Here is a 23,467-nt window from a genome sequence, read left to right as displayed (position 1 = left end):
CGCGCGCTCAGAGCCAGTATTCCCACAACCGGGAGAAGCCCTCCAGGATGCGCTTGTCGATCGGGCGCCGCCTCCATTGCTCCAGCGTGATCTCTTCCGAGCCAGCGAGGTCCTTGTCGAACACGGCCTGCACCTGAGACCCGAAGCCCGCGCCCAGCACCACCGCATTGAGTTCGTGGTTGTGCAGGAAGCTGCGCCAGTCCAGGTTGGTCGAGCCCACGGTGGCCCAGACGCCATCGACCAGCCCGGTCTTGGAATGCAGGATGACACCCTGGCGCTCATAGATGCGAACCCCTGCGCGCAACAGGCGGTCGTAGTAGCCCCGCCCGGCGTGGAACACCAGCCAGGAGTCCGTCTTGCTGGGCAGGATCAGCCGCACGTCGACCCCGCGCGCCGCGGCGTCCTCCAGCGCCGTCAGCAACTGGGGGTCGGGCGCGAAGTACGCGTTGGTCAGGTAGACGCTGGTTTCGGCGCTGCCGATGGCTGAAAGCAGCGTGGCATAGATGAGGCTGTAAGGCTCCTTGGGTGAACTGCCAATGGCGCGCACCACCTCGTCGCCAGCCTTCACGGGCGGCGGGTAGTGGTTGCGTTCGACCAGGGGTTCCCCTTTCTGCTCGACCCAGGTCGCCAGGAAGAGCTTCTGGAATTCCGCCACCACCGGGCCCTCGATCTGCACATGGGTGTCGCGCCAGCCGGCTTCGTTGCGCGCGGCCTCGCGCGAGAAGGACCCGGAAGAACCGCTGGAGTACACCGCGCTGATGTTGATGCCACCCAGGAAGGCCACATGACCATCCACGATCAGCAGCTTGCGGTGATCGCGTTCGTTGAGCTCCCACTCCTTGCGCGCCTTGGCCGGGTTGATCGGGTTGAACTCCAGCACCTTGACGCCGGCGTCCGTCAGGTTCTTGAAGAATTCCAGTGGCGTGCCGATCGTGCCCACGCTGTCCCGGATCACGTTCACCTGCACGCCGGCGCGCTGCCGCTCGATGAGCGCCCCGGCGAACTGACGCCCCACCTCGTCGTCGTCGAGGATGTAGGTTTCCAGGTGGATGTGGTCCTTCGCCTTGGCGATGGCCGCCAGCATGGCGCGGTAGGTGGCAGGTCCGTCTTCCAGCAGCACCACCCGGTTGCCGGTGGTCAGCGGGCTGCCGACGATCTCCTCTTCCAGCGCGAGGTGGCGGGCGAAGATGCCGGTGTCTTTGCCGCTGCCGCGCAGCCGATCCAGCACCGCCTTGCTTTGAGCCGCGGTGAGGGGACCACGGGCGCCTTCCAGCTGCACCCGGTTGTCCTGGGACGTGCGGGCCATGTCGGGCACGACGATGGGCAGGCTCTTGCAGGCCGAAAGGCTCAGCGCCCAGATCATCAGCATCAGCGGCCCCCACACGGGTTTCCACCATCGGCAAGGCAGGGTCATTCGCGGTCTCCAAGAATCGGCAGAGGATACCTGCACGGCATCTCCACAGCGCGTTGGCGGGCCATTTGTCCGATGTCAGGCAGATGATCGACCGCAACACCGACCCCGGGTCGTTCAAGGCGAGAGGCCGGCCGCGCGCAGGAAGGCGTCGTTCTCCGCCACGGTGCCCACGGTCACGCGCAGGCAGCCTTCGAGTCCGTGCAGGCGGTCCTGCCGCCGCACGAGCACGCCCTGGGCGAGCAAGGCCGCATGGGCTTGTTCGGCATCGGGTGTGCGCACCAGCAGGAAGTTGGCCTGGGAAGGGATCACCTCCCATTGCGGGTGCGACCGCAAGGCCTCGAACACCCGCGCGCGCTCGCTCAAGGTCAGAGCGATGCGTTGTCGCAAGTAGCCAGGGTTCTCCAGCGCCACCAGCGCACACACGGTCTGCAACACCGATACGCCAAAAGGCGGCACCAGCTTGCGCAACTGGCGCGCCACGTCGTCCCCCGCCAGCGCGTAGCCCAGTCGCAGCCCGGCGAGCCCCCACGCCTTGGAGAAGGTTCGCAGCAAAACCACGTGCGGATGCCGGCGCGCCAGAGCCCGTGCGTCGTGCTCGGTGAAGTGGTGGTAGGCCTCGTCGATCACGAGCAGCCAGCCGTCGCGGCAGGCCTGCGCCAGGCGCTCGAGCTCGTCGAGTTCGCACAGCGAGCCCGTGGGCGCATGCGGGCGCGGCACGAACACCACGCCGCGCCCGGGCGCCTCGCCGAGCGCGGCGATCAGGGCATCCACATCGGTGGAGAAGTCCGGTCGCAGCGGCACTTCGGTGAGCGAGGCGCCGAGCAATTGCGCGTCCAGCCCGTAGAGCGCGAAGTTGGGTTTGACCGTGAGCACGCGCGCACCCATACCCGCAAGCTGGACCAGCAGCGAGATCAGCACGTTGCTGCCGGTGGTGACCACGGTGCCAGAAGACGCCCAGTCTTCATGGCGCGCCACGGCGTCGCACAGGGCTTCGGCATGGAGGTCGGTGTAGCGGTGCCAGGGCAGCGTGTGCAGGCGTTGCAGGGCGATGGCCTTGAGCTCGTCGGGAAAGTCGGCGAACGACTCGTTCTGGTCGAGCTTGACCGGGGCCGTGATGGCCGAGAAGGGGTAGTCGGGGCTGGCCTGGACGGCGGGGCGGATGGGCAGTGACATGCCCTCTATTGTCTTACCCGGCCGCTGCGGTGGCTGCGTCGGCGGCGCGAGGCTCGGTCAGCGTGAGCAGGATGTCGGCGTACCAGGCGCAGTTCAGGCCCAGCGATTCGTCGAGCACGAGGTCGCGGTCGCCCATGTCCATGCGCGAGGAATGCACGCCCAGCAGCTTCCAGGGCAGTGCGGCAGTCGCTTCGCTCGGGCGCGTCTCCTGCATCACCACGGCCGCGCCGCTGGTGCCGCGGTGGGTGCGCGCGTCGGTGAGAAAAAAGCCTTGTCCCTGAAAGCGGATGCCATACGGCGATGCGATCACCGCGTGTCGCAACACCGGCAGGTGGTGCAGCGCGTCGTGGAATCCCAGTGGAAAGCCCACCACCCGCAGCGACACGCCGGGATGCACCTCGTCGAACTCGGTCTGCAGATGGTCTGGCGTGAAGGCGCGGATCACGGCTTCCTCGGGCAGCGCACCGCGGTCAATCTCCAGCACCGCCACGTCGATCTCGCCACCACTGTCCTTGCCCTGGCGCCACACGGCAGCCCCCTCTTGGTACAGCAGCACCGAAAACCCGGTGGATCGGGTGAGGTTGGTGGCGTCCGTGTGCAACTCGATTTCCAGCCGGTCGGGCAGGTGCTGTGTGTCTTCGTCGATCACCACGTGCCGGCTGGTGACCAGATACAGGCGCTCGTCGCGTTCGAAGTAGAAGCCGCTGGCGTTCGTCAGCGGCTGTGTGCCATGGAAGGTGGACACGCGGGGAGCGGCCAGGAACAGAGGATCCACGGGCGCGGTGTCTGCGGCGGTGTCGGGGGATGCGGTCGGGGGCGGTGCGTTCATGGTGCAGTGTCTCATCGTTCCGGTGGGCGCCGCGTTCTGGCGGAACTGGCGCGAGGCAAAGCCCCACGCCATTCGGGAGGCATCGGGCCCCTTTGCATCGCCATGTGGCAGATGGCCCGCCCCGCCACTCCAGGCGTGGGCGAGGCGATCCACAGACACCAGCGTGGTCAGCGTTCGGCCCCGCCGCTTGAAATCGGTGACTGTCATGGGGTGGCGCGCACCTCTTTGCAAGATCCGGGCCGGCGCCGCCCGGGCGCCCACGGCGTGGGCCCAGAGTTGGGCGGCCGTCGCGCCGTTGCGCGTGTGCACCACGTGATCGCTCCCGCCCTGGATCACCAGCAGCGGTGGCCATGGAAGGGGTTCATGGGCTTTCTCCCATGCCGGCTCCGCCGGCGCGCGCCGGCCCCGCATGGCCGCCAGTGCCGTAGCCGTGGAGTCGGCCACGCCGGGCGCGACGCCGGAGTGCATCACCACCGCCGCGAAACGATGCGGGTGGCGCGAGGCCAGCAGGGCGGCCATGCCGGCGCCGGCTGAAAAGCCCACCAGCGCCACACGGGTCCGATCGGCGCCGTGCAGCAGGCAGACCTGGTCGATGCCCGCGAGCACCAGCGCCGCTTCGGCCTGTGCCCGGCCACTGCGGGTCTCGTACCAGTTCCAGCACCGCTGGGCGTTGGCAAGGCGGTCCTGCTCGGGATAGAGCACCAGAAAACGTTCGCGGCGTGCCACCAGGTTCATGCGGGTGCTGGCCGCAAAGGCGCTAGCGTCCTGGCCGCAGCCGTGCAGCATCACCAGCAGCGGCAGGTTTTCGCCGGGCTGCACGCCGGGCGGACGAAAGAGGCGGTACCGGCGCATGCCGGAGAGCCCGATGGCGCTGCCTTCGGTCCAGTGGCCCGGCAGCGGCGGCGGGCGCGCGCGCGCCAGCGTCTTGCGCGGCGGCATTGCGGTGCGGGCCATGGCTCGCATCTGGCGGTTGAACGACCGGACCCAGGCCGCCGTGCCCCAGCCACGCGCCCTCATGCCCGCGCGGCCGTGCCGGCCTTCGTGATGCATGGCATGGCGGTGGTCCCTGAGCTTTGGAAACGGTGAGTGTGGCGGGCGTCGGGCGCTGCAGTCTGTGGGCTGTCGCACATACCCTGGCCGCCTTTGTGCGCTGTCGAACCGACAGGGTATGCGTCGGACGCGACAGTGTCTTCACGGACACCAACCCGGTGAGCCCCTTCAGGAGATTCGCATGCAGTCATCACTCACCCACCGTTTCATCAGCGTATCCGCCGTCTCCCTGGCACTGGCCTCCCTCGTGGCGTGTGGCAAGACCGAAACGCCGGTCGAAGCGCCGCCCGCCGCGCCCCCCATGACCAGCACCCCGGCGCCTGCGACCGCTCCAGCTGAAACGCCACCTGCCATGTCGGCATCCGGACCGTCCACCACCATGGGCGAGAAGGTCGACGACACCGTGATCACCACCAAGGTGAAGACAGCGCTGCTGGCCGACGACACCGTCAAGGGCATGGACATCTCGGTGACCACCACGATGGGCGAAGTGCAGCTCAGCGGCGTGGTGGACAACCAGATGCAGATCGACAAGGCCGTCGAAGTGGCGAAGGCCGTTGAAGGCGTTCAGCGCGTCCAGAACGGCATGACCGTCAAGCAGTGAACTCGGGCTTGAGCGTCAGGCCCCGTCGCGCAACAGCATGGCTGGGTTCAGGCGCATCTGGGCGAGCAGGTAGCGCGCGCCCAGCCCCAGGCTCACCGCGCTCACACCGACTGCGGTGAGCGCACCGGTCCAGTAAAGACCGGAGGGATCCAGATCCAGCCGCCAGCGCAGCAGGGCGGCGGCCAGCGCGCTGCCGGCCACCATGGCAAAGCCTGCCGTGAGCCAGGCGAGCAAGCCGTATTCCCAATAAAGCACGCGCCGCAGGCTGGACAGGCGCGCACCCACGGCGTGCATCACCGTGGCCTCGAACACCTGCCGCGCGCGGCTGCTGGCCACCACGCTCGCGAGCACCAGCAGGCTCGCCGCCAGGCACACGCCGGCCACCAGCGCCAGGCCGCCGCTGGCGCGGGCCATGAGCGCACGCGTTTCCACCAGCAGCGATTCGGTGCGCACGCTGGCGATGTTGGGCGCCACGGCGGCGAGCTCGTCCTGCGCCCGCTGCGCGCCGGCGGCGTCGAGGTACGCGGCGCCCACGTGACGCGTGATGTAGGGGTCGAGCACGCCGTCGCTGAAGATGGCTTCGAGCCACAGGCGCGCCTGCATCCGGCGCTGGCTGTAGATCGCCACGAGTTCGGCTTCCACCGGCGCGCCCATGATGTCGAACCGCAGGCGGTCGCCCACCTTCAGGCCGAGCTGGTCGGCCTCGCGGTCTTCCATCGCCACCAGCGGTTCCCCCTGATGGCCGGGTGTCCACCACGCGCCTTCGCGCAGCACCACGTCGTCGATGTTGCCCGCGGCGTTGCTCAGCTTCTGCTCGTCGCGCGCCTCGCGCACGCGCTCGCCGTCGCTGCTCTCGCGCAGCGCCTCGCCGTTCACCGCGGCCACACGGCCCAGCACCAGCGGCGCAGTGGTGAGCTGGCGCAAGCCCGGCTGGGCTTGCAGGGTGGATTGCAGCAGTGGAATCTGCTCGGTCTGCACGTCGTAGAACACCAGGGCCGGCGCGTTGTCGGGCACGGTTTCGTTCACGGTGCGCAGCAGGGCCGCCACCACCAGCGCGCAGGCCACCAGCAGCGTGAGCGCTGCCCCGAGCGAGAGCAGGGCCGCGCGCAGCGGGGAATCCGCCCGTTGCAGGCCCGCCAGCGCCAGTCGCAATTCCAGCGGCAGGTGCCAGGCCTGGCGAGCCAGGGCCACACGCGCCAGCCGCCGCAGCCCCCGCGTGAGGCTGTCGAGCACCACCAGCAGGGCGACGGTGGCCAGCACGAAGGCTGCACCGAAGCGTGCGTCGGGCACGCTGGTGACCACGAGTGCGGCGACCAGCGCAGCCGCTGCGCCCGTGAGCAGCCAGGCGCTGCGGGGTGTGCGCAGGCGCGTGCCGTCGATGCCGCGAAACAGGGCGGCCGGCGAGACCGACAGCGCCCGGCCCAGGGCCGGCAGCGCGAAGGCCAGCGCGGTGAGCACGCCAAAACCCAGCGCCACCGCAGAGGGTGCCCACAAGGCTTGCAGCAGTGGGGCCAGCGGCAGACGTTGGGCGGCGGCCCAGGTGCCGCCCACGGCCAGTGCGTTGCCGATCAGCACACCGGCCAGGCTGGCCAGCAGCGCGAGCATGAGGATCTGCAGCAGCACCAGGGCGGCCAGGCGGCCATCGCGCAGACCCACGGCGCGCAGCGTGGCCAGCGTGCCAAGCTTGCCTTGCAGGTAAGCCTGTACGCTGTTGAACACGCCCAGCCCACCGATGAAGAGGGCCGAGAAGCCGATCAGCAGCAGGCCCGACCCGATCTGGCCCAGCACTTCGGCCATGCGCTGGCTGCGCTCTTCAAAAGTGCGCACCTCGGCGTCGAGATCGGGGAAGGCAGCCACGAAAGCGTCGCGCCACGCCGTGGCCGGTTCGGCCGTGCGCACGCGGTAGTGGTATTCCACGCGGCTCAACGGCTGCACCAGGCCACTGGCCATCAACGCACCATCGGCCACCAGCACCGGCGCACCGCTCCAGTCGGCGCGCAGGCTGCGGTCGGGCTGGCGCAGCACGATGGCGCGCACCGCCAGGCTCAGGTTGCCCACCTCCACGCGGTCGCCCACCGCCAGGTCCAGCCGTTGCGCCAGTGCGCCGTCGATGGCCGCGCCCCAGGCGCCATCGCGTTCGCCCAGCGCAGCGGACAACTCGCCGGGAGGCGCCAGTTCCACGGTGCCGTAGAGCGGGTAGCGCGCGTCCGCACTCTGCAACTCGATCAGTTGCGAGCGACCGTCGGTGGCGCGCAGCATGGTGCGCAGTTCGACCAGGCGCGACACCTCACCACGTTCGTTCATCCAGGCCAGCACGTCGTCGCGCAGCGGTGCGGTGTGCTCTACCTCCAGGTCGCCGCCAAAGAGCAGCCGGGCATCGTTGCGCAGGGCATCGGCCACCTGGCGGTACAGGCCACCACCGGCGGCCACCAGGGCCACGCCCAGCACCAGGCAGGCGCAGAAGATCCACAAGTGGCGGCCGCTGGCGCGCAGGTCGCGCCAGGCCAGGCTAAGCAGGAAGCGCATGGGATGGTGCGGTGGCTTCGTGCAACTGGCCATCGTGCAGGCGCAGCACGCGGTCGCAGCGGGCCGCGAAGTCGGGGTCGTGCGTGATCAGCACCAGCGTGGCGCCGGTCTCCTGGTTCAGCTCGAAGAGCAGGGAGCGAATCGCTTCGCCGGTGTGGTCGTCCAGGTTGCCGGTGGGCTCATCGGCCAGCAGCAGGCGCGGGCGGTGCACCAGCGCCCGCGCAATGGCCACGCGCTGCTGCTCCCCGCCGGAGAGCTGGCTCGGGTGGTGCTGCAGGCGGTCGCCCAGGCCCACGCGCTGCAGCAGTTCGCGCGCGCGCTCGAAGGCATCGCGCCGGCCCGCCATCTGAAGCGGCAGGGCCACGTTGTCCAGCGCGCTCAGGCTGGGCAGCAGATGAAACGACTGGAACACGATGCCCATCTGGTCGCGCCGCAGGTCAGCCAGGGCATCGGCGTCCAGGCCCGCGAGCTCGGTGCCTGCGATCCGGATGCGGCCCGCCGTGGGCCGCTCCAGCCCCGAGAGCAGCAGCAGAAGCGAGGTCTTGCCCGAGCCCGAGGGGCCGGTGATGGCGATGCGTTCGCCTGCCGCAATGCGAAGGACCACCGAGCGCAGCACCTCAATGCGCTCGCGACCCAATGGGTAGTGAAGGGACAGGCCGGAGACTTCGATCATGCGGAGTGAGGGAGGTTGCCAGCGGGAAAGTTCAGTGCCTCGCAGGGGGATTCTGCTCAAGATTGCAGGGGTTCAACCGATGAAAGGGCGTAATGGTGACAGAATGTTTCGATGGGAGTGGGAGCACGTGACATGACAGGGTGGGGTCGGATCCGGGCGTCGGTGGCGGCAGCCTGCCTGTGGCTCGGCCTCGCAGGCTGTGGCGAACCGCCGCAGCCACCGCTCACCGTGGGCATCAACACCTGGGTGGGTTACGACCCCCTGGTGCTGGCGCGCGACCGCGGCATGACCGATCGCCAGATCATCAAGGTGGTGGAACTGATCTCCAGCGCCGAGGCACTGCGCCATCTGCGCAACGGCCTGCTCGACGCCTCCGCGCTGACGCTGGATGAAACCCTGCGCCTGGCCGACAGTGGATTCGACATTCGCATCGTGGCCCTGCTCGACACGTCCAACGGCGCCGACGTGGTGCTGGCCGCGCCAGAGGTCCGCTCGCTGTCCGATCTGCGGGGCCGTGCCATTGCGGTGGAAGAGGCCAGTGTGGGCACGCTCATGCTCGAACGCGTGCTGAAGAAGGCCGGCCTGACACGCGCGGACGTGTCGGTCGTGAAGATGGAATCGACCCAGCACCTGAGCGCGCTGCAGAGCGGCCGCGTGAGCGCGGCCGTGAGCTATGCCCCCATCGAGGGCGCGATCCGCCGGGCCGGCTACCGGCGCATCTTCGACAGCAGCCAGATGCGTGGCGAGATCCTGGACGTGCTGGTGGTGCGGGGCGAGGTGCTGCGCCAGCGTCCGGCCGCGGTGGACGCGCTCCTGAGTGCCTGGGGCGTTGGACTGAGTGTGTTGCAACTTGACGCGGCGGGCGCCGCCACCACGCTGGCGCCTGGCGCGGACCTGACCGCGCGTGACTACCTGGAGGTGCTCAAGGGGCTGCGCTTCTACACGCCCGAGGAGTCCTTGAGCCTGTTGAGCGGCCCGTCGCCTGGGCTGATCCGCCTGGGCGAACCGGTCGCCGAGACGCTCATGAGCCTGGGTCTGCTGCGTCAGCCCCCCCATTGGTCCGTATTGATCGACAGCGCGCCGGCCGAACGCGCGCCGCAGACGAGGCTGCTGCCATGAAGCAATGGCCAGGGCTGCTGTCGATTCCGGGTCGCTGGCTCGCGCCGCTGTTGCTGGCGGTCTTCGCGTTCGTCGCCATCACCGTGGGCTTCGCCCTGCAGTGGCGCGACGCCGACCATCGGGTGACCGAACTGGAAACCCGCCGTCTGCTGGAGCGCCTGGGCGTGGAGCAGAGCCGCCTGAGCGCGCAATCGGGGCTGGCCAACGCGCTGCTGGTGCGGCGCCTCGTCGGTGGCCTGGGCGTCTACAGCGGCATGCTCAACGCCTACCTGGTCGACGACGCTGGCCTGGTGGTGGCCTCGCTGGTGCGCAGCGACATCGGACGGACACTGGGCGACGTGCTGAATCGCCACCCCGAGCTGGCGGGCCTGCGGGAACTTGATGCCCTGATCAAGGACGGCAGCTCTGTGCAGGTGGTCCGGCCACCGGGGGCGCCCCACCTGTTCGGGCATGCCTCCATCGACACCGGTGGGCACCTCCTGACTGTGGCCGACCTCAGCCTGCCACTGGCCCAGCGGCAGGCAGGCTTGCGCGATCAGGTGATGCGCGAGGCGCTGCTGCTGATGTTGCTGGTGGCCTTGCTGGCGGTGCTGGCGCACGTGATCTGGTTTCGCCGAGCCGAACGCCTGGCGCGCACGCTGGCCACGATGGGCGAAGGCCAGCTGCAGGTGCGCGCAGGCCTGCACGGCTTCGACGAGCTGGCCCTCATCGGCGCGCAGGCCGATCGCATGGCCGAGCGCCTGCAGGCCGGGCAGGCACAACTGCGGCACATCAACGCGCTGGTCGACCGCTCCCCCGTGGTGGTGATCGAATGGCGCACCGAAGCCGGTCGGCCCATGAAACACCTCAGCCGCTCGGTTTCGCAATGGGGCTACCAGCCCGACGAATTGCTGATGATGGATCTGCGCTACCACGACCTGGTGCACCCTGAGGACCTCCCTCGCATCACCGCCGAGAGCGCGAGGTACCAGGAGCGCGGAACAGACGAGTACCGCCAGGAATACCGGCTGCGCCGTGCCGACGGCCAATGGGCCTGGGTGGACGACAGAACCTCGCTCACGCGCGACGCCCACGGCCGTGTCAGCAGCATCAGCGGGGTACTGCTCGACATCACCGCGCTCAAGGATGCGCAGACCACGCTGGAGCGCACCAACGCCGAACTGGAGCGGCGCGTGGCCGTGCGCACCGCGCAGCTCAGTGCGGCCAACGAGGAACTCGAAGCGTTCTCCTACACCGTCTCACACGACCTCAAGGCGCCGCTGAGGGGGATCGACGGCTACAGCCAGTTGCTGCAGGAAGCGTACGCCGATCGCCTCGACGATGAAGGCCGAGAATTCATCGGCCGTATTCGCCGGGGCGTGCAGCAGATGGGTGCGCTCATCTCCGACCTGCTGGATTACTCGCGCATGGAGCGGCGCACCATGGAATCGCAGCAGGTGGATCTGCTGCCGCTGATCGAGCTCGTCATCGAAGGCCATGGCGCCGACATCCGTGCGGCCGGTACGCAACTGAAACTGCAGGTGGAGCCGATGGTGCTGCAGCTCGACCGCGAGGGCCTCGCGGTGGTGCTTCGCAACCTGGTCGGCAACGCCGTGAAGTTCAGCCAGGGACGCCCTGCGCCGGTGGTGGAGATCGGCTCACGCCGGGAAGCGGGCAAGTGCATCCTGTGGGTGCGCGACAACGGCGTGGGCTTCGACATGAAGTACCACGATCGCATCTTCGGCATTTTCCAGCGCCTGCAGCGTGCGGAAGACTACGCCGGTACCGGCGTGGGTCTGGCCCTGGTGGCCAAGGCGGTGCAGCGCATGGGTGGCCGTGTGCGTGCCGAGAGCCAGCCCGGCGAAGGCGCCACGTTCTTTCTGGAGTTCCCGGAATGAAGCCATTGCCGCCGAACCTGCTGGTGGAGGACGCCGCAATGGACGTGGACCTCACGCGGGCCCATGCACATTTGTGCCGCATCCCCGTGGTGGTTCTCACCTCCTCGCGTGAAGACAGCGGCTTCAGGAGTGCCTACGATCTGAAGGTCAATGCCTGCATCGAGAAACCGGTGAGCTTCAACAAGTTCATGGAGGTGCCTGCGCACATCGAAGTGAACTGGTGTGTACTCAGCGAGTACCCCCATGGATACCGACGACTTGTTTCCCATCACGACCGGAGCTCCCATGATGAAAATCCTCATTCCCGTTGACGGCTCCAAGGCTTCCCTGCTGGCCGTGCATCACGCGCTGCGCCTGGTGGGTGCTGGCTTGAAGGCGCGCTTCGTCGTGGCCAACGTGCAGGAATCGGCCAACCTGTACGAGCTGGTGGTGGCTCACGATCCGCAGGTGCTGCAGCAAGTCAGCGAGGCTGCGGGACGCGATCTGGTTCGTCCGGCCGTGGCCTTGCTCAGCGCGGCCGGCCAGCAGGTGGAGACGGCCGTGGCCAGTGGCGACCCGGCGCACATGCTGGCCGAAATCCTTGAAAGCCATGCTTGCGACGCCGTGATCATGAGCGCGCGCGGCGGTGGCCTGCGAGCGGCCGTGCTGGGCTCGGTGTCGCAGGAGATGGTGCAACTTTCAGTGGTCCCCGTCACGTTGGTCAAGGTGCCCGACGAAACGCAGGCCGACGATTGACCTCAACGTGAGCAAGCTGTTCATCGCCCGGAATGCAGCGGGCGAGATGCGTTTCATTGGCGAGGTCGAGCGTGGCGCGGAATGCGGTTGCTGGTGCCCCGAGTGCGGCAGCCCGCTGGTGGCCCGCCAGGGCATGGCCAACGACTGGCACTTCGCGCACGGCGCCACGCAGGAGCGTCCGGAATGCGGCCTCGCTGCGTTGCGCCTGCTGCGCCGCTTCGTCATCGGACATTTGCAGGAGCGTACCCAGGCCGCTGGCTTCACCTTGCCCGCCTACCGGGAGGAAGTGACACTCACGCGTTCGCTGGTGCACCTTCGTGAAGAGGCGCAGTGGGGTGCCGAGATCCTGGGCGATCTGCAATGGCTCCCCGAAGAGGGCGAAGATGCGCCGGTGGCACGCGCGCGGCTGGACAGCGGCGTCGATCTGCACGTCTTCGTCCAGCTGGGAGATGCGATGCCGGCGCCGGTTCCCGCCGACAGCGACGTCGCCCGCCTCATCTTCAGGGTCCGGTTGCCACCGGCCTCGGTCTATCGCGAACGCCGGCTGGCCGTACAGCACCTGCAATCCGCAGGCGAACTGGTCTGGGCACATCACCCCGACACGCTGGGGCTCGTGCGCGCGGCGCGCGAGCGACTGGAAACGCGTGGCTACCGCATCTACAGCAACTGGCTGTCGATGGTGGACGCGAAGCGCCAGGCCCTGGCCGACGCCGCCGCTCCCGCCGCTCCGCTGTTTTATGGGCCGAGTTCGCCCCAAGGTACCCAGGCGGCGCACCGCCATGCGTGTGCGCCCGACCATGCACCGAACGTGAATTTCACTTTCTACCGACTGAACCACCAGGAAGCCTGGTTGCTCTACCTGCTCGAACGCGTGGGACCCAGCGACTGGCGCAACGCACAGCAGAAGTTCTACGCACTCGCGCCCTACCCAGGCCCGTTCGACGGCTGGGCGCAAGCCCTGCCAACGGCCGTGGGCCTGGCGGACGAGGCGCTCGGCATCGTTCGCCTCACCGGCTTTCTGGATGCAGTGACCTATCTTTCGCGCCGCGCGCGCGTGACTCGCAGTCACCGCGATCCGGCGGCTTTCAAGGGGCTTTGAACCGTGAAGCCAATGATTCCGATTTTCTCGCCCTGGGCGGATGGCACCCCATGTCGAAATTGAAGCGCGGTGACCGTGTGCTTACCTGGGTGCTGCCGCTGCTGCCCGCGGTGGTGGCCTTGTTGCTGCTCGGGTCGGTGTTGATCCTGGCCGAGCGCAAGGTGGGTAGCGAACTCGAGCGCAGGGCCAGCCAGCGGGTCGAGCATTCGGTCAGTGATCTGTCCATCGAGGTCTCTCGCATGCTGGCGCGTCGCGTCATCGAGATTGACCTGCTGGGCGTGCTGGCGCGCACCGACATCGACGCGGATGCCTGGCGTGCGCAGATGCAGCGCCTCAAGGGTACTTCGAGCTCCTATGTCTGGATTGGCGCCACCGATGAGCGTGGCGTGGTGCAGGTCGCTACCGACGGTCTGCTCGAAGGCATGTCCATTGCCACGCACCCCGTGTTCATCAACGGCAGGCAGGGGGCGTGGTTTGGCAGCCTGCATCCACCGGTAGCCCTGCGTGAGCCTCTGCGGGTCCACGGCTTGCCCGTTCCCACCGATCTGGCCGACATCGCCCTTCCGATTTTCGATTCGGACGGGCGCGCTCGGGGCGTGATCGCGGCCCATCTGGACGCACGCTATTTCGACGGCCTGCTCCAGGAGATGCTCGGGCCGGTGGAGGGACGGCGCTTCTTGAAATTCGCGATCATCGATGGCAACGGCAGCGTGATGCTGGGCGAGCGACCCGAGATGCCGGAATCCGCCTGGACAGACCTGCTGCTGGGTCCACCGACCGAGGCACGCTTTTTCAGGGATGTGAAAGGCGAGGCCGTGCTGCTCGCGCGCGCCCCTGTTGCGCCGGAAGACTCTCCGCTGCGCCCCCCCTGGCAGGTGGTGGCCGCCCAACCGCTGAGCGCCGCACTCGCGCCGATGAAGCAGTTCGAACGCAGTCTGCTGGCCTGGGGGGGCTTCGCAACGCTGCTCATCGGACTGACAGGCTTCGTTCTTTCGCGCCGGCTGGTGCGCCCCTACAGCGAATCCGAAAAGCGCCTGCGTGAGCAGGGTGAGGTGCTCACCGCGGTGGTGAACAGCGCCAGCGATGCCATCATCAACGTCGACGAGGATGGACGCATCACCCTGTTCAACCCGGCGGCGGCACGCATCTTCGGCCATGCGCCGGAGCACATGGTGGGGCAGCCACTGGATGTGTTGCTTCCACCCAACCAACGTGGCATCCACCTCGCGCGACTTCAGCGTTTCAGTGATTCGCCGTCGACCACCCGTCCTGTGGGCCGCGTGAAAGGTGTACGGGCTGATGGGCAGGTGCTGGAACTGGAGGCCTCCATCTCGCAGATCACGGTGCGCGGTCGCCGTCTGCTCAACGCCATCCTGCGCGACGTCACCGAACGCATGCGCGACGATCGCGCGCTCAAGCGCTACCAGTCCAAGCTCTCTGAACTTACCCGACGCCTGCTCAGCCAGGAAAAACAGACCGCACGCAAACTGGCGCAGATCCTGCACGACCAGTTGGGGCAGACCCTGGGGGCGATCAGCCTGTCGTTCGATGCGCTCTCCAGCCTTGCGACCGCCGATCTTTCACCGGAGGCGCGCGAGCGCGAGCGCAAGCTCGGCTTGCTGATCGAACAGGCCGTTCTGGAGGTTCGGCAGGCGCTGGTGGCCATGCGCCCGCCGCTGCTGGAAGAGGCCGGCCTGCCGGCAGCGCTGCACAACGAGGTGCGCGCCCGAGCGGCAGAAGCTGAGCCCCTGGTGTTGCGGCTCGAGGTGGCGCCAGCTGCCGTCGCCCTGCGCTGGCCCGGGGATGTGGAATACGCGGCATTCATGATCGCCCGCGAGGCGCTGGCCAATGCCTTGTTGCACGCCCGGGCGACCGAAGTGGTGGTGACGGTGGATGGCGCGCCTGGCTGGCTGCACCTGCAAGTGACAGACGATGGGGTGGGTTTGAGCCCGGACCTGACGGGCGGTCGGCCCGGGCACCTCGGCATCGTGGGCATGCGAGAGCGGGCACTCGCGATCGGCGCGCACCTGGAGACGCACAATTCTTCCAGCGGTGGTGCCGTGGTATCCCTCAAATGGGGGGACGAGCAACAAGTCGGCTCCGGGTCTGCACGAGAACCGCTGAACGATGGCTGGCATTAACCTGAGACTGCCATGAGTGACATCTACCTGGTCGATGACCACGCCATGATGAGGGATGGGCTGCGCGCTGTGCTCGAGGGAGCGGGACACCGCGTGATTGGCGAATCCGATCAAACCGCGCAGGCGCTGGCCGATCTCGCGCGCCTGGCGCCCACGTTGATCCTGCTGGATCTGTATCTGGGCGTGAATTCGGGTTTCGAACTCCTGGAGCAGATCCAGAAACGCAAGCTCTCCACCCGCGCGATCATGCTGACCATGTCGGCGCAACCTCGCCATGTGGCCGAGGCCATGCGCCTGGGAGTGCAGGGGTACGTGCTCAAGGGCTCGCCCTCCAGTGAAGTTCTCGCTGCCGTCGACGCGGTGGCTCAGGGCCGCAAGCACTTCGGCGTCGGGGTGGCCGAGCTGGCGGTGGAAGGCCTCATGCAGGAGGCCTCGGTGGGTTCCATCGAATCCCTGTCTTCGCGCGAGCAGCAGGTGATCCTGCTCGTGGTGCGCGGGCACACGAGTGTCGCCATCGGCGAGCAATTGCACCTCTCGCCAAAAACCGTGGAGTCGTACCGCAGTCGCCTCATGGCCAAGCTGGGCGTGAATGACCTGCCGGCGCTGGTGCGGCTGGCCATTCGTGAAGGATTGCTCAGCGCCGACGAAGTTTGAGCCGGTAGGCGTGGATTCGAGAGTCTACCCCTGGCGCTGTGTCCAGCTTTCCCGGCAGGCGCAGGCCCGGCGGCGGGGCACAGTGGCAGGCATGGAAGCGCGGATTCTCCGCGCACCTTCACGGAGCCCCCATGCCGCAGTCCATGTTCGAGCCGACCCAGCCAGCGCCGCTGCAGGTGCTGCTGGTGTGTCCGCGAGGCGAATACCTCGACTCGGTGAGGGATCTGGCGCGCCACCTCGCGCGCGCCACCGAGGTCCATTGGACGGCCAACCCCTCCGATGCCTTGCGCCAGTGAGGAAGGCGCGCGCGGTGCTGGCCATTGTGGATGCACGGCTCGACCGCGCCAGCGGCCGTACCTTGTCGCGCGAGCTGCAGAACAACGCCGACGACCTGGAAGTCATGCGCTTCGATGAACGAAGAGCTTCCGCCGCACCGGGCGACCCCGGCGTGTGGCATTGGTCGGAGCTTCCCCGCGCCATGGCCTGGTGGGCCCGGCGCAAGTTGCGACGTCAGTAGGGGTTCGCCACACCCGTTGGTGCGTTTTTCAGCGGAACACGCTCACAGCTTCCACCAGTCGCTGGGTTTGCTGCTGCAGGCTTTGCGAAGCGGCCGCGCCTTGCTCCACCAGGGCTGAGTTCTGCTGCGTCACCTGATCAAGGTGACCCACCGCCTGGCTCACCTGCTGGATGCCACCGCTCTGTTCGATGGTGGCCGCGCTGATCTCGCTGATGAGGTCCGACACGCGCTGCACCTGCTGGACGATTTCCTCCATCGTCTTGCCCGCGTCGTCCACCAGCACCGTGCCCGCCTCGACCGTGCTCACACTGGCACCGATGAGCTGCTTGATTTCCTTGGCCGCTTCGGCGCTGCGCTGCGCCAGGCTGCGCACCTCGCCCGCCACCACCGCAAAGCCCCGGCCCTGCTCACCGGCGCGAGCGGCTTCCACCGCCGCGTTCAACGCCAGGATGTTGGTCTGGAACGCGATGCCGTCGATCACGCCAATGATGTCGCTGATGCGGCGCGAACTCTCCGTGATGCGGCCCATGGTGTTCACCACCTGCGCCACCGCCTGGCCGCCACGCGTGGCCGCTTCGCTGGCCGAGCCTGAAAGCTGGTTGGCCTGGCGCGAGGTGTCGGCGTTCTGCCGCACGGTGGCGGTCATCTGCTCCATCGAGGCGGCGGTTTCCTCCAGGCTGGAGGCCGCCTGCTCGGTGCGCTGGCTCAGGTCGTTGTTGCCCTGCGCGATCTCGCTCACGGCGGTCCGTACCGTCAGCACCTGCTCGCTCACATCGTCGATGAGCCAGCGGAACATCAGCCCGAGCTGGCTGATGGTGCGCAGCGTCATGCCGATCTCGTCCACGCGGTCCATGTGGGCCACCGTCTGCGTGTCGCCGCTGGCCACGCGCAGTGCGGTCTGGCGCAACTGCTCCAGGGGGGCCGCGATCTGCGCTTCCAGGAACCAGCAGGCCAGGCCCACGGCCACCACCGACAGGCCGGCGAGCGAAGCCCATTGAACGCCCTGCAGGCCCAGCGCCCAGGCGCCACCGATCAGCAAGGCCACCAGGCCGGCCAGCGGCAGGCGAATGCGGCTGCGCACGCCCATGGTCTTGAACACCGAGCCCAGGCCCAGGAAACCTTGGCGAAGCAGCAGGCCCTTGTGCAGGCGCAGGTGGCCGGCGCGGCCTTCGCGCATGTCGGCATACAGCTTCTCGGCACCGGCAATCTCTTCACGAGTGGCCTTGGTGCGCACCGACATGTAGCCCTGGTGCTGGCCATTGCGGATCACCGGCGTGGCGTTGGCGCGCACCCAGTAGTGGTCGCCATCCTTGCGGCGGTTCTTCACCAGCGCCGTCCAGGGCTCGCCGCCCTTGAGCGTGGCCCACATGTCGGCAAAGGCCTCCTTGGGCATGTCGGGATGGCGCACCAGGTTGTGCGGCTGGCCCTGGATCTCTTCCAGCGTGAAGCCGCTCACGGCCACGAAAGCCGCGTTGGCGTAGGTGATGTGGCTCTGCGTGTCCGTGGTGGACATCAGGGTGGCGTTGTCGGGGAATTCGTACTCGCGCTGGGTGACGGGGGCGTTGACGCGCATGGGGACCTCGGTTTCGTGGGTGTTGTGTCACCTGATGTCTTCGGCGTCGCCGCCTGTGACTTTTGTGGGGAAACCTGGACGCTTGACCTGGAGCAGACAAGTGCGAAATAGGCCTCAAGTTTCCGGAAATACCGTCGAAACGCCTGGGAGAGCGCCGGGATTGTTTGTGCCCGTTGCGTGCTTGAAAGGGATTGCCGTGATCAACCTGACCAGCTCGACTCCCGTTTCGTGGCCGACGCCGTCGTCGACTGCTGTGGCGCCCGTCACGGCGGTTCCGGCCGTCGCGGCCCTGCCCGGTGGCCGCGAGACGCAGACCGGCCCTCGCTCGGGCCGTGAAGGCGCTGGCCATTCATTTCCTTCGCCTGCAGGCGAGCGCTCGATGGCGCGCGCAGCGAACCCCGCGACGCCGGCCGGTGTGCCACCGCAAGAGGCCCACGGTGCCGGCGATTTCGCCGCCCAGGCCACCCAGCGCCAGGAGATGCAGCGCGAAGCGCACGCCGCCCGCGAGCGGGACCAGCGGGCGATGGAGCACCTCAAAGAGGTGCTCACGAGCGTCTGGCAGGCCAGTGCGGCGGTGGTCGACCGGGCCCTCGGTCGTGAAAGCACCGAAGCCTTGCCCGGTTCCCGCAGCGACACCGCACCCGACCTGTCGCAGGTGGCGGCCAGTCTGGTGGCGCGCCGCGCGCCCGTGCTCACTTCCAGCCGACCCGTGCCCAGCGTCCCCATCGGCCAGACCTGGGTGGGCGAAGCCCGCCAGGACGAACCCAACGCCGCCGAGGTGGTGGCCTACGACGAGCACGGCAACAGCAGCCTCATGCCGCTGGAAGCCGGCAGCCACTTCAGCCAGCGGGTCTGAGCAAAGCTTCATTCCGCGCGCTGAACGCCCGTTGCGCCACTGGCGCAGTTCGTTGCGGGCGCATCTTTATCCGCTAAGCCCTTCCTATGCTCCAGCGTGCCGGGCAAAGGTTGCCTGGTGTACGACACCCTGGAAGGGCATGAGTCATGACGAATCCGTCAGAGAAATTGCAGGATGCGGCGGCTGCCGCAGTGGTTAACCGCGAGCACCAAAAGCTTTTTAGCTTGCTGGTGGATGCAGGCCTGGACCAGATGCCGGCGCTTGCGAATCACATTTACCCCGGGAATCGTTCACTGACCACCCTGGCTGCCGAGAAGTCAGATCCCGACATGCTCGCAATCCTCGGCGAGGTGATGAATCTAAGTCAGCGCGACGCATACGGATGGCGCCCCCTCGATGTGGCCGTGAAAGACGGAAAAGAGGAAATGGTCTCTGCGCTGGTGGATCGCGGGGGATCACAGATGCTCGACGAGCATAGCGCCTCGGGTGAAACCGTCGCACACGTTGCTGCTCGTGCGGGCGATGCTCGAATGGTCAAGCTGCTCCTCGAGCTGGGCGCGAACCTGTCGGTCCCAAGCGATACTGGAGAAGTGCCGGCCCACGCTGCGGCCTGGGAGGGTCATCGGCAGGTGATTGAAGTCATGCCCGTCGAAGCGCTGTCCAGCAAAAGCGAAAAGGGCGACACACCGGCTCTCATGGCTGCCATGCGAGGCCACGCGGGTGTTCTTGAAGCCTTGGCCCTGCAAGGTGCGAATCTCACCCAGCCCGATAGAGAGGGCAACACCCCTTTGCACCATGCTGCAGCGCTCGGTGACGTGGATTCGATCAAGGTGCTTCTCACGCGCGCGCCCGACAGCGTGCTGGCGGGCAACCAACACGGACAGACACCCGCGGCCGTCGCGCCCCCCAATTCAGGCGCAGCGAAGCTTCTGACAGAGCTGGGCGCGAAGGGCCTTAACTGGAAACAGTTGTTGGACAACGCCGCTGTTGTCAGACCTGCTGCTGTCACACCAGCTGCTGTCACATCCGCCATCCCTGGGAAGCCTCGTCATTCTTTGAGATAGGCCGCAAGGCGCCCATGATCTACCCCCTGACGACCCAGGCCCAGCTGTTTGCCGCAGTTCGGGCCAACGAGCCGCAACTTCTGGAAGAGCTCCTTGATCGGTGGCATGGCGGACCAGTGGATCGGTTACTGGACAGGGAACGGTGCACGCTGGCCACCCTGGCGGCCGAACTCGGCCACACCGACATCCTTCGGACCTTGCGCTCAAGGGGTTTCGCGCTGGATATTCCAGACGACAGAGGATGGACGCCGGCACACGCTGCGGCCCTGGCCGGCCAGACAGACGCCATCACCACACTGCAGGCGTTGGGTGTCGATCTGGCAAGGGCCACCCATTTCGGCGTGACGCCTGCGCACCTGGCAGCCCAGTGCAACCATCCGGGCGTCATCCGCGCCCTGGGCGCGGCAGGGGTCGATCTGTCGACGCCGGATGCTCTGCAAAGACTGCCCGCCCATTACGCTGCCCAATACGGCTGCGTGGACGCGATCCAGGCGCTCGGAGCAGCTGGCGCGAGTCTGGATGCGATGGATGTTCAAGGCCATAGGCCGGTGCACCTGGCGGCCCGGTATGGCCACGACGGTGTGATCAGGGCGCTGGCCATTTTTGGCACGAACTTGCAGGCAACTGATCGTCCGGGGAACACCCCTATCGAAGTCGCCCATAGGGCCGGTCACACCCATACGGTGGCGTTGCTTCGCGACCTGATCTCTGGGCCAGCCGCTTCATTGATGCCGTGGCAACAGGTGCGTTCTCGTGCCGGTGCGGAGGGTGGAAGTGGCCCGTCGTCGCGCTTGCCCCCAACTGGCCCCTCCCATTGAAGGAAAGCCTGCGCGCACCAGCGCTACCTTGAGTCAATGACGAAACAGCACAATGCCCCCTCCTCACCATCCCCTCACCCTTGAACTGCTCGACGATCTCGTCGGTGCCATCGAAAGTGGGGATGCCACCGCATTGAGTGAAGCCCTGGCTCCGGTTTTCAGCAACCTGCCGCAGGAGGCGTTGAACCTGCGTGCGCATGATGGCGAAGGCAACAACCTGGCGCACCTGGCCGCCAGCCTCGGACACACCGATCTGATCAACCTGCTGGGCGAGGAGGACTGGTGGCTGCTGAACGAATTCAACCGCGATCGCGAATTTCCGGGTCATTGCGCTGCTCGAGGAGAACATGTCGATGTGCTCAAGGCGCTGGCCGAATGGGGCGCCTCCCTGCCTGAATGGGATGCGGACTGGCCTTCCAACGTCCCAGACGAACAGGCGCAGGAATTTCAAAGGCGTGTGGACGGCGCAGCGCTTTCCGTGGCCATCGCCGAGCTGGAGCAAAGGGAAACAACACCAGCACAAAAGAACCTGGCCAGCGATCTGCAATGTCCTGTGACTTTGGCGCCGTACACGCTCATAGGTCCCACGCGGCCCGTGCGTCTGCCGACCATGGTGGTCCGCCCCGACGGTGTGCCGCTCATGGAGCCCGTCCCGGGTAGTGTGCTGTCTGCCTGTGCTGCCGAACGCATCCTGGCGGGGTTTCTGGATCCACGAGATGAAGAGGGGCTAGCCGTCCTGCCTGTCAGGGACCCGCTCACAAACCAGGTTCTGAGCCCGGAGGTGTGCACCGCTTTCATGGCCTCCGACGCTTTCCGCGACGGAGATCCCTTGCGCATGGCCCTGGTTCAGGCCGCGCTGGAGGTCTATCAAACGTCCTGCGATGACGTCGAGGAGAGGCCCGATCTGTTGATCAACAGCTGTCTCCTTCTTGCCATCCGAACGGGCGACAGAGCGCGCATGGATGAACTGCTGGAAGGCTGGAAGGGCTCGCTCACCCGTACTCTGGACCTTCCCCAGCAACAGGTCGACTTTCTGGATGATGACGCCGCCTACGGTGAACACCATTCGTTGACGACATTGGCCGCGCGGTACGGACGCCTGGAGATCCTCGACGCCCTGCGCGTGCGCCAAGCCGATATTCATGCACCGAACGGCATGAAAGATACACCCGCGCACATCGCGGCCAGGTACGGAAAAGTGGATGTTCTGCGCCAGTTGCACGCATGGGGTGCAGATTTCACGGCGACCACCGATGACGGGTACACGCCGGCTCATTACGCAGCCGAAGAAGGGCAGGTGACCGTGTTCGACCTGTATCGGGAACTCAGTCCGGCGATGCGAGAGCGTGGTCACGACCCTGTGCAGCTGCTGGGCCTGAATGCGCGACTTTCAACCGGAGAAACGCCCGCAGACCTTGCCCACGAAAACGGCCACACGGAAGTGCTGAACCAACTGAGCCTGCTGGGGGCGAACGTTGACGTCTCGAGATTGCTTCCCGCACCCGCTCACTATCTGCATGTGCTGGCAGAGACTCTGACTACCAGAGGAGCCGGTGCATCGGCCGCTGATGTGGACCAGGGTCATCCCCGTGCGCGCCATGGGCCTGGAATGTGACGACCGACCGTGGCAATGGGGTCAGATGCGGTGCCGAACGCCCGAAGGCGTCGCCGCCAGACGCGCGAGCAAGGCCGGTGTGATCTGGGTGAGGGGCAGCACCTCGTGTGCCGCGCCGTGCTGGATGGCCATGCGCGGCATGCCGAAGACCACGCAGGTGGCTTCGTCCTGCACGTAGTTGTAGCTGCCGGCGTCTTTCATCTCGCGCATGGCGGCAGCGCCGTCGGCGCCCATGCCGGTGAGCATGATCCCCAGCGCGTTGGGGCCGAGCACGCGGGCGGCCGATTTGAACAGCACTTCCACCGAAGGCCGGTGCCGGTTCACGGGCTCGGTGTCCTCGACCACGGCCACGTAGTTGGAGCCATTGCGGTCGATGCGCAGGTGGCGGCCACCCGGTGCGATGTACGCGTGGCCCGGCAGGATGCGGTCGCCATCGCGAGCTTCCTGCACGCGGATGCGGCACAGCGTGTCGAGCCGGTGGGCGAAGCTGGTGGTGAAGCCCGGTGGCATGTGCTGCGTGATCACGATCGCCGGTGAGTCCGCAGGCAGCGGCACCAGCACCTCGCGGATGGCCTCGGTGCCGCCGGTGGAGGCGCCGATGCAGATGATCTTCTCGGTGGACACGCGGGGCAGGGCGGTGCGCGGGGCATGAGGCGGGGTGCTGGCCGCAGTGGCTGTGCCGGCGGCGGGTGCGGAAGGCAGGCGCTTCACGTGCGCGCTGGCAGCCACGCGGATCTTGTCGACGATGTCGCCGGCCAGCTCCTGCAGCCCGCTGCTCACGCCGATGCGCGGCTTGGCCACGAAGTCGACTGCGCCCATCTCCAGCGCGCGCAGCGTGATCTCGGCGCCCTGCTCGGTGAGAGTGGAGACCATCACCACCGGCATGGGGCGCAGCCGCATCAGGCGCGAGAGGAATTCCAGCCCGTCCATGCGTGGCATTTCCACGTCGAGCGTGATCACGTCCGGGTTGAGTTCGCGGATCATCTCGCGCGCCACCAGCGGATCGGCCGCGGCACCGATGCACGCCATGTCGGGCTGGCGGTTGATGATTTCGGTGAGCAGGCTGCGCACCAGCGCCGAGTCGTCCACCACCACCACTTTGATCTTGGCCATGTTGTTTTCTCCCTCGC

General features: G+C 67.3%; 21 protein-coding genes. 14 read left to right on the top strand and 7 right to left on the bottom strand.

Annotated elements, in window-relative coordinates; all coding sequences use genetic code 11:
- Positions 1-7 precede the first annotated feature (7 nt).
- From cls to ACTIF6_RS23510, 3 genes are all read right to left on the bottom strand, one after another.
- Positions 8-1,414 (bottom strand): cardiolipin synthase, encoded by a 1,407-nt coding sequence (cls, locus tag ACTIF6_RS23520; RefSeq protein ID WP_439590176.1) that lies wholly within the window; start codon positions 1,412-1,414, stop codon positions 8-10.
- Positions 1,415-1,528: 114 nt separating this feature from the next.
- Complete coding sequence (locus tag ACTIF6_RS23515; RefSeq protein WP_439590175.1) at positions 1,529-2,587, bottom strand: pyridoxal phosphate-dependent aminotransferase; 1,059 nt, start codon at positions 2,585-2,587, stop codon at positions 1,529-1,531.
- Between the two features lie 13 nt (positions 2,588-2,600).
- Positions 2,601-4,466, bottom strand: coding sequence for an extracellular catalytic domain type 1 short-chain-length polyhydroxyalkanoate depolymerase (locus tag ACTIF6_RS23510; RefSeq protein ID WP_439590174.1), 1,866 nt, complete (start codon positions 4,464-4,466; stop codon positions 2,601-2,603).
- Positions 4,467-4,647: 181 nt separating this feature from the next.
- On the opposite strand from ACTIF6_RS23510, the gene ACTIF6_RS23505 reads away from it, so the two are divergent.
- Positions 4,648-5,070, top strand: coding sequence for a BON domain-containing protein (locus tag ACTIF6_RS23505; protein ID WP_439590173.1), 423 nt, complete (start codon positions 4,648-4,650; stop codon positions 5,068-5,070).
- Positions 5,071-5,085: 15 nt separating this feature from the next.
- On the opposite strand, the gene ACTIF6_RS23500 is transcribed toward ACTIF6_RS23505, so the two are convergent.
- Together ACTIF6_RS23500 and ACTIF6_RS23495 are read right to left on the bottom strand one after the other, a co-directional pair.
- Positions 5,086-7,596 (bottom strand): ABC transporter permease, encoded by a 2,511-nt coding sequence (locus ACTIF6_RS23500; protein WP_439590172.1) that lies wholly within the window; start codon positions 7,594-7,596, stop codon positions 5,086-5,088.
- Positions 7,580-8,269 carry an ABC transporter ATP-binding protein gene (locus tag ACTIF6_RS23495; RefSeq protein ID WP_439590171.1) on the bottom strand — a complete coding sequence of 230 codons (690 nt, stop codon included), beginning with the start codon at positions 8,267-8,269 and terminating at the stop codon, positions 7,580-7,582. The genes ACTIF6_RS23500 and ACTIF6_RS23495 overlap by 17 nt, the downstream gene beginning before the upstream one ends.
- Positions 8,270-8,401: 132 nt before the next feature.
- On the opposite strand from ACTIF6_RS23495, the gene ACTIF6_RS23490 reads away from it, so the two are divergent.
- From ACTIF6_RS23490 to ACTIF6_RS23450, 9 genes are all read left to right on the top strand, one after another.
- Positions 8,402-9,388, top strand: coding sequence for an ABC transporter substrate-binding protein (locus ACTIF6_RS23490; RefSeq protein WP_439590170.1), 987 nt, complete (start codon positions 8,402-8,404; stop codon positions 9,386-9,388).
- Positions 9,385-11,265, top strand: a complete 1,881-nt coding sequence (locus ACTIF6_RS23485) for a sensor histidine kinase (protein WP_439590169.1) — start codon at positions 9,385-9,387, stop codon at positions 11,263-11,265. The genes ACTIF6_RS23490 and ACTIF6_RS23485 overlap by 4 nt, the downstream gene beginning before the upstream one ends.
- A complete protein-coding gene (locus tag ACTIF6_RS23480) occupies positions 11,262-11,576 on the top strand; it encodes a hypothetical protein (RefSeq protein WP_439590168.1) in 315 nt (104 codons plus the stop codon). Before ACTIF6_RS23485 ends, ACTIF6_RS23480 begins: the two co-directional genes overlap by 4 nt.
- Positions 11,551-12,000, top strand: a complete 450-nt coding sequence (locus ACTIF6_RS23475) for a universal stress protein (RefSeq protein ID WP_439590167.1) — start codon at positions 11,551-11,553, stop codon at positions 11,998-12,000. The genes ACTIF6_RS23480 and ACTIF6_RS23475 overlap by 26 nt, the downstream gene beginning before the upstream one ends.
- 7 nt (positions 12,001-12,007) lie before the next feature.
- Positions 12,008-13,099 (top strand): hypothetical protein, encoded by a 1,092-nt coding sequence (locus ACTIF6_RS23470; protein WP_439590166.1) that lies wholly within the window; start codon positions 12,008-12,010, stop codon positions 13,097-13,099.
- 50 nt (positions 13,100-13,149) lie between these two features.
- Positions 13,150-15,240 (top strand): PAS domain S-box protein, encoded by a 2,091-nt coding sequence (locus ACTIF6_RS23465; RefSeq protein WP_439590165.1) that lies wholly within the window; start codon positions 13,150-13,152, stop codon positions 15,238-15,240.
- 12 nt (positions 15,241-15,252) lie between these two features.
- Complete coding sequence (locus ACTIF6_RS23460; RefSeq protein ID WP_439590164.1) at positions 15,253-15,894, top strand: response regulator; 642 nt, start codon at positions 15,253-15,255, stop codon at positions 15,892-15,894.
- Between the two features lie 131 nt (positions 15,895-16,025).
- Positions 16,026-16,190 (top strand): hypothetical protein, encoded by a 165-nt coding sequence (locus ACTIF6_RS23455; RefSeq protein ID WP_439590163.1) that lies wholly within the window; start codon positions 16,026-16,028, stop codon positions 16,188-16,190.
- 14 nt (positions 16,191-16,204) lie between these two features.
- Complete coding sequence (locus tag ACTIF6_RS23450; protein ID WP_439590162.1) at positions 16,205-16,411, top strand: hypothetical protein; 207 nt, start codon at positions 16,205-16,207, stop codon at positions 16,409-16,411.
- A gap of 28 nt (positions 16,412-16,439) precedes the next feature.
- Here ACTIF6_RS23450 and ACTIF6_RS23445 read toward each other — a convergent pair whose 3' ends face one another.
- Entirely contained in the window at positions 16,440-17,984 is a 1,545-nt protein-coding gene (locus ACTIF6_RS23445; RefSeq protein WP_439590161.1) for a methyl-accepting chemotaxis protein, read from the bottom strand.
- Between the two features lie 196 nt (positions 17,985-18,180).
- Here ACTIF6_RS23445 and ACTIF6_RS23440 point away from each other — a divergent pair, with 196 nt between their 5' ends.
- The 4 genes from ACTIF6_RS23440 to ACTIF6_RS23425 all read left to right on the top strand — a co-directional run bounded on the left by ACTIF6_RS23440 (position 18,181) and on the right by ACTIF6_RS23425 (position 22,337).
- On the top strand, positions 18,181-18,840 hold the full coding sequence (locus ACTIF6_RS23440) for a hypothetical protein (protein ID WP_439590160.1): 660 nt from the start codon (positions 18,181-18,183) through the stop codon (positions 18,838-18,840).
- Between the two features lie 146 nt (positions 18,841-18,986).
- Positions 18,987-19,904 carry an ankyrin repeat domain-containing protein gene (locus ACTIF6_RS23435; RefSeq protein WP_439590159.1) on the top strand — a complete coding sequence of 306 codons (918 nt, stop codon included), beginning with the start codon at positions 18,987-18,989 and terminating at the stop codon, positions 19,902-19,904.
- A gap of 14 nt (positions 19,905-19,918) precedes the next feature.
- Positions 19,919-20,722, top strand: a complete 804-nt coding sequence (locus ACTIF6_RS23430; protein WP_439590158.1) for an ankyrin repeat domain-containing protein — start codon at positions 19,919-19,921, stop codon at positions 20,720-20,722.
- 52 nt (positions 20,723-20,774) lie between these two features.
- The gene (locus ACTIF6_RS23425; protein WP_439590157.1) at positions 20,775-22,337 is read left to right on the top strand and encodes an ankyrin repeat domain-containing protein; all 1,563 of its coding nucleotides are present in this window, start codon (positions 20,775-20,777) and stop codon (positions 22,335-22,337) included.
- 21 nt (positions 22,338-22,358) lie between these two features.
- On the opposite strand, the gene ACTIF6_RS23420 is transcribed toward ACTIF6_RS23425, so the two are convergent.
- Positions 22,359-23,450, bottom strand: coding sequence for a protein-glutamate methylesterase/protein-glutamine glutaminase (locus ACTIF6_RS23420; protein WP_439590156.1), 1,092 nt, complete (start codon positions 23,448-23,450; stop codon positions 22,359-22,361).
- Positions 23,451-23,467 lie beyond the last annotated feature (17 nt).

Origin of the sequence: Hydrogenophaga sp., from assembly GCF_051860785.1 — a bacterium.
GTDB lineage: Bacteria > Pseudomonadota > Gammaproteobacteria > Burkholderiales > Burkholderiaceae_C > Hydrogenophaga.
Note: the sequence above shows the minus strand (reverse complement) of the source record. Positions and strands in the feature narration are given on the sequence as shown.

Bases quoted from the DNA above. Each gene is read 5' to 3' on its own strand.
- ACTIF6_RS23455 (WP_439590163.1), top strand. From the start codon at position 16,026: ATGCCGCAGTCCATGTTCGAGCCGACCCAGCCAGCGCCGCTGCAGGTG.
- ACTIF6_RS23515 (WP_439590175.1), bottom strand. From the start codon at position 2,587: ATGTCACTGCCCATCCGCCCCGCCGTCCAGGCCAGCCCCGACTACCCC.
- ACTIF6_RS23425 (WP_439590157.1), top strand. From the start codon at position 20,775: ATGCCCCCTCCTCACCATCCCCTCACCCTTGAACTGCTCGACGATCTC.
- ACTIF6_RS23480 (WP_439590168.1), top strand. From the start codon at position 11,262: ATGAAGCCATTGCCGCCGAACCTGCTGGTGGAGGACGCCGCAATGGAC.
- ACTIF6_RS23475 (WP_439590167.1), top strand. From the start codon at position 11,551: ATGATGAAAATCCTCATTCCCGTTGACGGCTCCAAGGCTTCCCTGCTG.
- ACTIF6_RS23445 (WP_439590161.1), bottom strand. From the start codon at position 17,984: ATGCGCGTCAACGCCCCCGTCACCCAGCGCGAGTACGAATTCCCCGAC.
- ACTIF6_RS23490 (WP_439590170.1), top strand. From the start codon at position 8,402: ATGACAGGGTGGGGTCGGATCCGGGCGTCGGTGGCGGCAGCCTGCCTG.
- ACTIF6_RS23485 (WP_439590169.1), top strand. From the start codon at position 9,385: ATGAAGCAATGGCCAGGGCTGCTGTCGATTCCGGGTCGCTGGCTCGCG.
- ACTIF6_RS23500 (WP_439590172.1), bottom strand. From the start codon at position 7,596: ATGCGCTTCCTGCTTAGCCTGGCCTGGCGCGACCTGCGCGCCAGCGGC.
- ACTIF6_RS23510 (WP_439590174.1), bottom strand. From the start codon at position 4,466: ATGCATCACGAAGGCCGGCACGGCCGCGCGGGCATGAGGGCGCGTGGC.
- cls (WP_439590176.1), bottom strand. From the start codon at position 1,414: ATGACCCTGCCTTGCCGATGGTGGAAACCCGTGTGGGGGCCGCTGATG.
- ACTIF6_RS23465 (WP_439590165.1), top strand. From the start codon at position 13,150: ATGTCGAAATTGAAGCGCGGTGACCGTGTGCTTACCTGGGTGCTGCCG.
- ACTIF6_RS23460 (WP_439590164.1), top strand. From the start codon at position 15,253: ATGAGTGACATCTACCTGGTCGATGACCACGCCATGATGAGGGATGGG.
- ACTIF6_RS23435 (WP_439590159.1), top strand. From the start codon at position 18,987: ATGACGAATCCGTCAGAGAAATTGCAGGATGCGGCGGCTGCCGCAGTG.
- ACTIF6_RS23420 (WP_439590156.1), bottom strand. From the start codon at position 23,450: ATGGCCAAGATCAAAGTGGTGGTGGTGGACGACTCGGCGCTGGTGCGC.
- ACTIF6_RS23430 (WP_439590158.1), top strand. From the start codon at position 19,919: ATGATCTACCCCCTGACGACCCAGGCCCAGCTGTTTGCCGCAGTTCGG.
- ACTIF6_RS23505 (WP_439590173.1), top strand. From the start codon at position 4,648: ATGCAGTCATCACTCACCCACCGTTTCATCAGCGTATCCGCCGTCTCC.
- ACTIF6_RS23495 (WP_439590171.1), bottom strand. From the start codon at position 8,269: ATGATCGAAGTCTCCGGCCTGTCCCTTCACTACCCATTGGGTCGCGAG.